1 protein-coding gene is annotated in these 986 nt (G+C 60.6%); it reads right to left on the reverse strand.

The features are described 5' to 3' along the window. Positions 1-986 (reverse strand): immunoglobulin-like domain-containing protein (locus HP547_RS28920; protein WP_306140785.1); only part of this gene is annotated, 986 nt, incomplete at both ends.

Genomic DNA, 986 nt, shown 5'->3' on the forward strand with positions numbered 1-986 from the left:
GCCATCGGCATCGGTGACTTTGAAGTCGCTCCAGCCGAACACGTAATCGGTGTCCTCCACGCCAGACACTGCACCGCCAGGCGAAACCGGCAGGTGGTCGTTGTCGAGGATGGCCGTGGTCACGCTCGACTTGCTGCTGTCGACCTGCAGGTTCTCGAAGTTGCCACCGGTGGCCGTTTCGATCTTGACCACGAAATTCTCGGTGCCTTCGACTCGACTGTCGTCAATGGTACCGATAGTGAAGGTGGTGCCAGTGCTGTTGGCCGGGATCTTCACGGTGGTCACGCCGGTGAAGTCCTCACCGTTTTTGGCGGTGCCGCTATAGCTGAGGGTGACAGTCACTTCAGCCTTGGATTCATGGGTAAGGGTCAGCGTGTAGCTACCGGTTTCGCCTTCGGTCAGCGAAGTGGTGCCATTGATGCTCACCTTGGCAACATCGCCCTGGCCGCTTGGCTCGTCGCTGACGGTAGTGCTGACACTGTTGGTGCCGGTCACCAGGTTCTCGAACACCTTGTCGCCAGCAACAGCGATGCCGGTGATCGACTTGGTGATGGTGTTTTGCCCACCGGTGTACACATCATCCGGAGCATTGATGAAGGCCGTGCCCGAGGCTGAACCTGCCGGAATGGTCACGGTGGTGCCACCGGTCAGGGTGACGGTTACGCCGCCGTGGCCAGTGACTGGCAGCTTGGTGTCTTCGCTGATCAGGGTGACGGTGTAGGTGATCTTGCCGCCTTCGACCACAGCGGTGTTGTCGACCGACAGTACCGCGGTGACCTTGCTGAGGGTGTCCGAGACCTGAACGGTGGCCGGGTCGCCGATCACCAGGTTTTCCAGCGCTGGGCCCGGGACAGTGGCGCCATCGATGCTGACGGTGATCTTGCCGTTGTCGATGAACACGTCATCGCCCTGCGCAGGCGCAGAGATGGTCTTGGTGGTTTCGCCGGCTTTGAACACCAACACTTCGCCGGTGCTCAGCGTGACGG

Source organism: Pseudomonas sp. CM27, assembly GCF_013179515.1.
In the GTDB taxonomy this organism is placed as follows: Bacteria; Pseudomonadota; Gammaproteobacteria; order Pseudomonadales; family Pseudomonadaceae; genus Aquipseudomonas.